This window comes from Thiohalorhabdus denitrificans (assembly GCF_001399755.1).
Taxonomy (GTDB): Bacteria; Pseudomonadota; Gammaproteobacteria; order Thiohalorhabdales; family Thiohalorhabdaceae; genus Thiohalorhabdus; species Thiohalorhabdus denitrificans.
Genome location: NZ_LJCP01000013.1, coordinates 17,833 through 27,001 on the forward strand (window position 1 = coordinate 17,833; position 9,169 = coordinate 27,001).

A 9,169-nucleotide genomic window follows, 5' to 3' on the forward strand; every position below is an offset into this window, starting at 1 on the left:
CCCGAGGCAAGCCATGGCCACCCCCGACCCCCACACCGCCAAGCTCCTCAAGCGCCGCTACCGGGCGGAGCGCCGCTTCAAGGCCCTGTGCATCGGCGCCCTGTCCTTCGCGGTCGCCTTCCTGGTGCTGTTCTTCGCCGACATCATCAGCAAGGGCTACCCCGCCTTCCAGCAGACCAAGATCCAGACCGAGGTCACCTACTCCGAGCGGTCCGTGGAGCTGCCGCTGGCCGCCGTGGGCGAGGACGTCCGCTACCTGGTGAGCCGCGGCTTCCTGCGCCAGATCCCCGATCAGGTGGAGCGCGATCCGGACCTGATGGGCCGGACCGTCACCCGCTGGGTGACCGCCGACACCGACGTGGACCAGTACCTCAAGGGCAAGCACAGCAAGCTCTCGGAGGAGGACGAGCAGATCGTGGACCGCCTGGCGGAGGAGGGCCGGGCGGAGCTGGCCTTCAACTGGAGCCTCTTCACCGCCGGGGACTCCACCATGCCGGAGATGGCCGGCATCCGCTCGGCGGTGGTCGGCACCTTGTTCACCCTGCTGGTGACCATGCTGGTGAGCTTCCCCGTGGGCGTCATGACCGCCGTCTACCTGGAGGAGTTCGCCCCGGACAACCGCCTGACCCGCGCCATCGAGGTGAACATCAACAACCTAGCGGCGGTGCCCTCCATCCTCTACGGCCTGCTGGGCCTGGCCGTCTTCATCAACTTCTTCGGCGTGCCGCGCTCCTCGGCCCTGGCGGGCGGCCTGACCCTGGCGCTCATGACCCTGCCCATCATCATCATCAGCACCCGCGCCGCCCTGCGCTCGGTGCCCGACTCCATCCGCGAGGGCGCCTTCGGCGTGGGCGCCTCGCGGCTGCAGATGGTGGCCCACCACGTCCTGCCCCTGTCACTGCCGGGCATCCTCACCGGCTCCATCATCGGCCTGGCCCAGGCCATGGGGGAGACGGCCCCGCTGCTGATCGTGGGCATGATGGCCTTCATTCCCGCGTCGCCGGACGGCGTCATGGACGCCGCGACGGTGCTGCCCGCGCAGATCTTCAGCTGGGCCTCCCGTCCGGAGCGGGCCTTTGCCGAGCTCACGGCCGCTGGCATCATTGTGCTGCTGGTCGTGCTGCTGACCTTGAACGCCGCCGCCGTGCTGCTGCGCAAGCGCTTCGAACGGCGCTGGTAGGGAGAGTAGAACCATGCAACAGCCGAATTCCGCCACAGCCCAGCCCGAGCCCGAGGCAGCCAACGGCGGCGGCCCGGGCGGCACCACCGACCAGCCGGAGGGCGGCAAGCCCCGGAGCACCCCCGTGCACGCCGCAGTACGCGGCACCGGCGCGGACGATGCCGCCGCCGGGCCGGTGAAGGTGGAGGTCAGGGACCTCAACCTGTGGTACGGGGAGACCCAGGCCCTTCACGGCATCAACCTCGACGTCCGCGAGCGCGAGGTCACCGCCCTGATCGGCCCCTCCGGCTGCGGCAAGTCCACGTTCCTGCGCTGCATCAACCGCATGAACGACCTCATCCCCAGCGTCCAGGTGGACGGGGGGATCTACCTGGACAGCCGGGACATCTACGACCCGAGCGTGGACGTGGTCCAGCTGCGCTCCCGGGTGGGGATGGTCTTCCAGAAGCCCAACCCCTTCCCCAAGAGCATCTACGAGAACATCGCCTACGCCCCGCGCATCCACGGCATCGCCAAGAAAGGCGCCGAGATGGATGACCTGGTGGAGACCAGCCTGCGCAAGGCGGGGCTGTGGAAGGAAGTGGCCGACCGCTTGGACCAGCCGGGCACGTCGCTCTCCGGCGGCCAGCAGCAGCGCCTGTGCATCGCCCGGGCCATCGCCGTGAGCCCGGAGGTGATCCTCATGGACGAGCCGGCCTCGGCCCTCGACCCCGTGGCCACCGCCACCATCGAGGAGCTCATCGACGAGCTGCGGCAGAACTACACCATCCTCATCGTCACCCACAACATGCAGCAGGCCGCCCGCGTGGCCCGCTACACGGCCTTCTTCCACATGGGCGAGCTCATCGAGTACGACGATACCGAGACCATGTTCACCAATCCGCGCGAGCGGAAGACCGAGGACTACATTACCGGCCGTTTCGGCTGAGGAGCCTCCAACCATGCAGAGCCGGGACCATCACATCAGCCACCGCTACGATCAGGAGCTGGAAGCCCTGCGGGACGACGTCCTGAACATGGGCAGCAAGGTGGAGGAGCAGATCGACAACGCGGTGCGGGCCCTGACGGAGGGCGACGAGGGGGTTGCCGAGGCCACCATCCGCGAGGACCACGCCGTGAACGCCATGGAGGTAGCCGCCGATGAGAAGGCGGTCTCCCTGCTGGCCCGGCGGACCCCGGCGGCCCGGGACCTGCGCTTCGTCATGACGGCGATCAAGACCATCACCGACCTGGAGCGGATCGGCGACGAGGCGGAGAAGATCGCCCGCATGGGCCAGCAGTTGGGTGGGCGGCAGTCCCTGCGCCGCAACCAGGCCATCTCCACCATGTCGGAGGCGGTCCGCAACCAGACCCGCCAGGCCCTGGACGCCCTGGCCGCCATGGACGCGGACGCCGCCCTGCGCATCCATCAGGGCGACGCCAAGATCGACGAGATGTTCGAGGGGATCTTCCGGGAGCTGCTCACCTACATGATGGAGGACTCCCGCAACATCTCCGCCACCATCGACATCCTGTTCGTGGCCAAGGCCCTGGAGCGCATCGGCGACCACAGCAAGAACATCACCGAGTACGTGATCTACATGGTCCACGGCCAGGACGTGCGCCACACGGACGTGAACCACCTGGACCTGGACGAGGGCGAGCACTAGCGCGGCCCCGGCCGCCGGGCGGGGCCGGCCCCCGGCCGGCGGGAGCGGGCCGCCTCCGGGCCCTGGCTCCTCCCCGGCGCCGCGACGCTTCCCTCAGCGGCGCATCGCCTCCCACTCCAGAACCGGCGGATGGCAGATCATCTGCACCGTATTGCCGTCCGGGTCGTAGCAGTAGAAGCTGCGGGCCCCGTCGCGGTGCGTGCGGGGCTCCGTCTTCATGACCACCCCCTGCTCGCCCAGGAAGGCGTACCAGGCGTCCACCGCGGCGAAGTCGGGCAGGAAGAAGCCCAAGTGGTCCAGGTGCTGGGCGTGGGCCTCGTCGAAGCCCGCCGGCGGGTCGCTCACCCGGTGCAGGGCGAGGTTGTCGGGCCCGGAGCTCAGGTACACGTTGTCGTCGTCGGGGCGCCACTCCACCGCCATGCCCAGCAGGCTCGCGTAGAAGTGCTCGCACTCCGCGAAGTTCCGGACGAAAAGCGCCAGGTGGCGCATGCCCAGGGTCTCGGCGGGGCGTTGCAACGGCTTGTCTGCGGCCATTTCCTTGCGGCTCCTTGGTGCGGGGTGGGTTGGTGGGGGCGGGCCCGAGGCATTGGGCGCACCCGGCAATGATACCCGGCCGCGGGGGCCGGGTCATGGCCGGGTCCCTTCGGTTCCGGTTTTCCGGGAACCTTTTCGCGCCGTTTTCCTCAAAATGCTTCCTGGTATTTGGGGGCAACGGCCCCAAGCGCGTATCCTGTCGGGCTTCCGGGCCCGACCCGCAACCTCTTTGTGATGGATAGAAATTCGTGATCGAGAACCTGCGCAACATCGCCATCATCGCCCACGTCGACCACGGCAAGACGACCCTGGTGGACCGCCTCCTGCAGCAGTCCGGCACCCTGGACGAGCGCGCCCCCGATGCCGAGCGCATCATGGACAGCACGGACCTGGAGAAGGAGCGTGGCATCACCATCCTCTCCAAGAACACCGCCATCGACTGGGAGGGCTACCGCATCAACATCGTGGATACCCCCGGCCACGCCGACTTCGGCGGCGAGGTGGAGCGGGTGCTGTCCATGGTGGACTCGGTGCTCCTGCTGGTGGACGCGGTGGACGGGCCCATGCCCCAAACCCGCTTCGTCACCGAGAAGGCCCTGGCCCGCGGGCTGCAGCCCATCGTGGTGGTGAACAAGGTGGACCGTCCCGGCTCCCGCCCCGACTGGGTGGTGGACCAGACCTTCGACCTGTTCGACAACCTGGGCGCCAACGACGACCAGCTGGACTTCCCGGTGGTCTACTGCTCCGCCCTGGAGGGGTACGCCTCTGAGGATTCAGAGGCCCGCGAGGGCGACATGACCCCGCTGTTCCAGACCATCGTGGACAATGTGGCCGTCCCCGACGTCGATCCCGACGCGCCGTTCCAGCTCCAGGTGAGCGCCCTGGACTACAACAAGTTCACCGGCGTCATCGGCGTGGGGCGGGTGACGCGGGGCACGGCCCGGCGCAACCAGCAGGTCTCCATCATCGACCGCCACGGCGAGACCCGCAGCGGCAAGATCAGCCAGGTATTCGGCTTCCGCGGCCTGGAAAAGATCGAGGTGGAGGAGGCCTCCGCCGGCGACATCATCTCCTTCACCGGCATCGACCCGCTGAGCATCTCCGACACCCTGTGCGATCCCGCCGAGGTGGAGCCGCTGCCGGCGCTCACCGTGGACGAGCCCACGGTGTCCATGAACTTCCTGGTGAACAAGTCGCCCTTCGCCGGCCGCGAGGGCAAGTACGTCACCAGCCGGCAGATCAAGGACCGCCTGGAGCAGGAGCTGGTGCACAACGTGGCCCTGCGCGTGGAGCAGACCGAGGACGCGGAGAAGTTCCGGGTCTCCGGGCGCGGCGAGCTGCACCTGGCCACGCTGATCGAGACCATGCGCCGCGAGGGCTACGAGCTGGCGGTATCCCGCCCCGAGGTGGTGATCCGCGAGATCGAGGGGGCCAAGGAGGAGCCCTACGAGCACCTCACCGTGGACGTCCCGGAGGACCACCAGGGCACGGTGATGGAGAAGGTGGGCGAGCGCGGCGGCGAGCTCAAGGACATGGCCCCCGACGGCAAGGGCCGGGTGCGCATGGACTACGAGATCCCCGCCCGGGGCCTCATCGGCTTCCGCAGCGAGTTCCTCACCGCCACCTCCGGCGAAGGCCTCATGTTCCACGTCTTCGACCACTACGGCCCGGTTAAGCCCGGCGACTACGGCCGGCGCGTGAACGGGGTACTCATCAGCATGAGCACGGGCAAGACCGTGGAATACGCCCTGTTCAACCTGCAGGACCGCGGCGCCATGTTCGTGGGCCCGGGCGAGGACTGCTACGAGGGCCAGATCGTCGGCCGCCACGTGCGCGACAACGACCTGACCGTGAACCCCTTCAAGGGCAAGCAGCTCACCAACGTCCGCGCCGCCGGCTCCGACGAGAACGTCATCCTGGTGCCGCCGGAGAAGCCCTCTCTGGAGGAGGCCCTGGAGTTCATCGACGACGACGAGCTCGTGGAGGTGACGCCGGAGTCCATCCGCCTGCGCAAGAAGCTGCTCACCGAGACCGAGCGCAAAAAGGCCGGCCGCGCCGGCTGAGCCCGCCCCGAGCATTGCGACAAAAAAAAGCCCCGCCGAATCGGCGGGGCTTTTTCATCCGAATGCGGTAGAAACCTATTCGGGGACCACGTTAGTGGCCTTGGGGCCCTTGGGGCCGGTCTCGCTCTCGAAGGAGACGTTCTGGCCCTCGGCCAGGGACTTGAAGCCTTCGCCCTGAACGGCGGAGTAATGCACGAAGACATCGTCGCCGCCGTCCTCGGGGGCGATGAACCCGAAGCCCTTGGCGTCGTTGAACCACTTCACGGTACCGCTACGCATTAGACACCTCGACAGATTAAGCTGAAAGAAAGTGTTCTTCGGTGCCGGCCCCTGCCGGGACCACGGGCTTCGGACCCCAAGGACCTCCAACCCGGACGCACGTCCAAACACAACACCTGTGTTCGAGTGTACGCCCCTTTCCACGCTCCGCCAACTCTTTTTGCTTTGTTAAAAGGCCGTTATGCAGGCGGGGGGCAATTCCGGCGCTGCAACCGAGGCGCGGCGTAGGGGGCTGCTGTCTGTCCTGGCGGGACAGAGGTGGTCCGTCGTTCCGGACGCCTATCCCGGCTCGTTGCGGGCCCTCCCCGCGGTTTGGGCACAAAAAAAGCCCCGCCACGGGGGCGGGGCTTCAACGAAGTCTGAGCCGGGGGACTTACTGGCCGACGACGTTAGTGGCCTTGGGGCCCTTGGGACCGGTCTCGCTCTCGAAGGAGACGTTCTGGCCCTCGGCCAGGGTCCGGAAACCATCGCCCTGGATGGAGGAGTAGTGCACGAACACGTCGTCACCACCATCCTCGGGGGCGATGAAACCGAAGCCCTTGGCATCGTTAAACCACTTAACAGTACCGCTACGCATTAGACACCTCGACAAAAAAAACGAAAAGATAGCCCCTCGGCGCGATTCAGGAATACGGCGCACAAGGTGCGAATACCAGAAATCCCCCGTCGCCTCGGAGCAAGACTGCTCCTCCCGAGTCTACGCTTCATGCACTGTTGTGCAACAGGTTTCTTGCAATCGGGTAGGCATCCGGGCCGGCTGCGGCGGGCCAGGGGGAGAAGAAACTACGGGACCCCGCGCGTGGCGGGGTCCCTGGGGTCTCAACGGATGGGGATCAGTCCGCCACCACGCGGGTGGCCTTGGGGCCCTTGGGCCCGGACTCGCTCTCGAAGGAGACGTGCTGGCCCTCGGCCAGGGACTTGAAGCCCTCGGCCTCCACGGCGGAGTAATGGACGAACACGTCATCTCCGCCGTCCTCGGGGGCGATGAACCCGAAGCCCTTGGCGTCGTTAAACCACTTCACAGTACCGGTACGCATCTACAACCAACCTCTACGCGTAGGAAAACTCCGACGGAGTCACCACCGCCGGCGTTCCTGCGCATGTGCGGCTCCGTCGCACCCGGCCCTTCCGGGTTGCAGCATATTAGAAGCCGGAGCCGCCCATTGGTTCCTTGAGGGGGCCGGAAATCCAAGAGGCGGGGCCTCGGGTTCGCGGGCCGCCCCCCGGAGGGAGGGTGGAGGGGATCAGTGCTCCCGGGTGGCCCGGAAATCGATGTCCGGCCAGCGCTCCATGGCGAGGTCGAGGTTGATCTTGGTAGGGGCCAGGTAGGCCAGGTCGCCGCCGCCGTCGCGGGCCAGGTGCTCCTCCACCCGCTTCTCGAACCGCTCCAGCTCACGGGGGTCGCTACTCTCCACCCAGCGGGCCGTGGAGACGTTCACGGGCTCGAAGCGGGCGTCCACCCCGTATTCGTCCTTGAGCCGAGCGGCCACCACGTCGAACTGCAGCTGACCCACGGCGCCCAGGATCAGGTCGTTGTTCACCAGCGGCCGGAACAGCTGGGTGGCGCCCTCCTCGGTGAGCTGCTCCAGGCCCTTGTTCAGCGCCTTGTTCTTCATGGGGTCCTTGAGCACCACGCGGCGGAACAGCTCCGGGGCGAAGTTGGGGATGCCCGTGAACTTGAGCTTTTCGCCCTCGCTGAAGGTGTCGCCGATGCGGATGGTGCCGTGGTTGGGCAGGCCGACGATGTCGCCGGGGTAGGCCTCCTCGGCCCCCTCACGGTCCTTGGCCAGGAACACCAGCGGATTGGAGACCCGCTGGTCCTTGCCCGTGCGGACCTGATGGACCTTCATGCCCTTGCGGAAGACCCCGGAGCAGACCCGCATGAAGGCGATGCGGTCGCGGTGGTTGGGGTCCATGTTCGCCTGAATCTTGAACACGAACCCGGTGAGCTTCTCCTCGGCGGGGTCCACCGTACGCGCCTCGCCCTCGGCGGGGTCGGCGTCCTTGCCGGAGGCCACGGTGGCGGGCCGGGGCAGCGGCGGCGGGGCGTGCGCCACGAACTCGTCGAGCAGCTCCTCCACGCCGAAGTTGTTGATGGCGGAGCCGAAAAACACCGGGGTCAGCTCGCCGCGGCGGTAGGCCTCGGCGTCGAACTCGTGGCTGGCGGCGGCCACCAGCTCGATCTCCTCGCGCAGCTCCGCCGCCTGGTCGCCGATGGCCTCGTCCAGGCGGGGGTTGTCCAGCCCCTCGATAACCTCGCCCTCGGTAACCCGCTCGCCGCCGCCGGGGAACAGGTGCACCCGGTCCTGGAGCAGGTGGAACACGCCCCTGAAGCGCTGGCCCATGCCGATGGGCCAGGTCACCGGGGCGCACTGGATGCCGAGCACCTCCTCCACCTCGTCCATGAGCTCCACCGGGTCGCGGCCCTCGCGGTCGAGCTTGTTCATGAAGGTCATGATGGGCGTGGCCCGCAGCCGGCACACCTCCATGAGCTTCTTGGTGCGCTCCTCCACGCCCTTGGCGGCGTCGATCACCATGAGCGCCGAGTCCACCGCCGTCAGGGTTCGGTAGGTATCCTCGGAGAAGTCGCCGTGGCCGGGGGTGTCGAGCAGGTTGACGATGCGCTCGCGGTAGGGGAACTGCATCACCGTGGAGGTCACGGAGATGCCGCGTTCCTGCTCCATGGCCATCCAGTCGGAGGTGGCGTGGCGGTCGGACTTGCGCCCCTTCACCGTGCCGGCGAGCTGGATCGCGCCCCCGTAGAGCAGGAGCTTCTCGGTGAGGGTGGTCTTGCCCGCATCCGGGTGGGAGATGATGGCGAAGGAGCGGCGGCGTTCGACTTCTCGGGCGATTTCCGTCATGGGGCTCTGGATCGGGCTGCCGGGAAATTTGGGAGCTGGGAGTATAAAGGACAGCGGCCGGGCGTGTCCCGGCCGGCTCCCCCGGAATCCGACCCGTTCCCGGCCCCCGGGTTCCGCCGCCCCCGCTCGGCGCTCTCAGCCCCGGGGGGCGCCCCGCAGGCTGCGCCGCAGGAGCCGGTAGGCCTGCTCCTCCGTTCGCAGGAAGGCCAGCAGGGCGTCGCGGGCGGGTTCGGGCCGACGGGTTCGCTGGGCGATGGTCACGGGGCGCTCCCTTCAAATGAAAATAGTTTTCATTTACATTAACGCCCCGGTTCCGGTAGGGCAACCCCTCAGAGGAGCCACTCCAGGAGCCACAGGCTGACCATGCCCACGGCCAGGGTGAGCAGCATGTTCCGGCTCCGCCAAGCCACCAGCACCGCCAAGGCGGCGGCCAGGGGCCGCCCGTTCTCCGGCGGCAGGGCAAAGGCCGATTCCGGGGCTCCTCGACGCCGCAAATGGAATTCGCATAGTCTTTGCGGAGACTGAGTGCCCGGTCTCGGGCTGTCCCTGATCCCCACGTTTTGAGGTCCCGCATGCAGAGCAAGGACATCCTCGCCCTCGGTC

General features: G+C 67.6%; 11 protein-coding genes. 4 read left to right on the plus strand and 7 right to left on the minus strand.

The features are described 5' to 3' along the window. Positions 1–13 precede the first annotated feature (13 nt). The 3 genes from pstA to phoU are packed head-to-tail and all read left to right on the plus strand — an operon-like array spanning position 14 to position 2,829. Positions 14–1,180 (plus strand): phosphate ABC transporter permease PstA, encoded by a 1,167-nt coding sequence (gene pstA, locus AN478_RS11750; protein WP_054966822.1) that lies wholly within the window; start codon positions 14–16, stop codon positions 1,178–1,180. 13 nt (positions 1,181–1,193) lie between these two features. Continuing rightward, positions 1,194–2,108, plus strand: coding sequence for a phosphate ABC transporter ATP-binding protein PstB (gene pstB / locus AN478_RS11755; protein WP_082433063.1), 915 nt, complete (start codon positions 1,194–1,196; stop codon positions 2,106–2,108). A gap of 13 nt (positions 2,109–2,121) precedes the next feature. Beyond that, positions 2,122–2,829, plus strand: a complete 708-nt coding sequence (gene phoU, locus AN478_RS11760) for a phosphate signaling complex protein PhoU (RefSeq protein ID WP_054966823.1) — start codon at positions 2,122–2,124, stop codon at positions 2,827–2,829. A 93-nt stretch (positions 2,830–2,922) separates the two neighbouring features. Here the strand turns inward: phoU and AN478_RS11765 are convergent, their stop codons facing one another. Continuing rightward, positions 2,923–3,363 carry a VOC family protein gene (locus AN478_RS11765; protein ID WP_054966824.1) on the minus strand — a complete coding sequence of 147 codons (441 nt, stop codon included), beginning with the start codon at positions 3,361–3,363 and terminating at the stop codon, positions 2,923–2,925. 248 nt (positions 3,364–3,611) lie between these two features. On the opposite strand from AN478_RS11765, the gene typA reads away from it, so the two are divergent. Further along, positions 3,612–5,426 carry a translational GTPase TypA gene (typA, locus tag AN478_RS11770; protein ID WP_054966825.1) on the plus strand — a complete coding sequence of 605 codons (1,815 nt, stop codon included), beginning with the start codon at positions 3,612–3,614 and terminating at the stop codon, positions 5,424–5,426. 75 nt (positions 5,427–5,501) lie between these two features. On the opposite strand, the gene AN478_RS11775 is transcribed toward typA, so the two are convergent. From AN478_RS11775 to AN478_RS14580, 6 genes are all read right to left on the minus strand, one after another. Continuing rightward, positions 5,502–5,705: a cold-shock protein gene (locus tag AN478_RS11775; RefSeq protein WP_054966826.1), complete on the minus strand. Its 204-nt coding sequence runs from the start codon at positions 5,703–5,705 to the stop codon at positions 5,502–5,504. Positions 5,706–6,078: 373 nt separating this feature from the next. Continuing rightward, entirely contained in the window at positions 6,079–6,282 is a 204-nt protein-coding gene (locus AN478_RS11780) for a cold-shock protein (RefSeq protein ID WP_054966827.1), read from the minus strand. A gap of 256 nt (positions 6,283–6,538) precedes the next feature. Further along, positions 6,539–6,742, minus strand: a complete 204-nt coding sequence (locus AN478_RS11785; RefSeq protein ID WP_054966828.1) for a cold-shock protein — start codon at positions 6,740–6,742, stop codon at positions 6,539–6,541. 207 nt (positions 6,743–6,949) lie between these two features. After that, the gene (locus AN478_RS11790) at positions 6,950–8,566 is read right to left on the minus strand and encodes a peptide chain release factor 3 (protein WP_054966829.1); all 1,617 of its coding nucleotides are present in this window, start codon (positions 8,564–8,566) and stop codon (positions 6,950–6,952) included. A 135-nt stretch (positions 8,567–8,701) separates the two neighbouring features. Continuing rightward, positions 8,702–8,827 carry a hypothetical protein gene (locus AN478_RS14780; RefSeq protein WP_269434448.1) on the minus strand — a complete coding sequence of 42 codons (126 nt, stop codon included), beginning with the start codon at positions 8,825–8,827 and terminating at the stop codon, positions 8,702–8,704. A gap of 68 nt (positions 8,828–8,895) precedes the next feature. Beyond that, positions 8,896–9,060, minus strand: a complete 165-nt coding sequence (locus AN478_RS14580) for an AzlD domain-containing protein (RefSeq protein ID WP_231627415.1) — start codon at positions 9,058–9,060, stop codon at positions 8,896–8,898. Between the last annotated feature and the right edge of the window lie 109 nt (positions 9,061–9,169).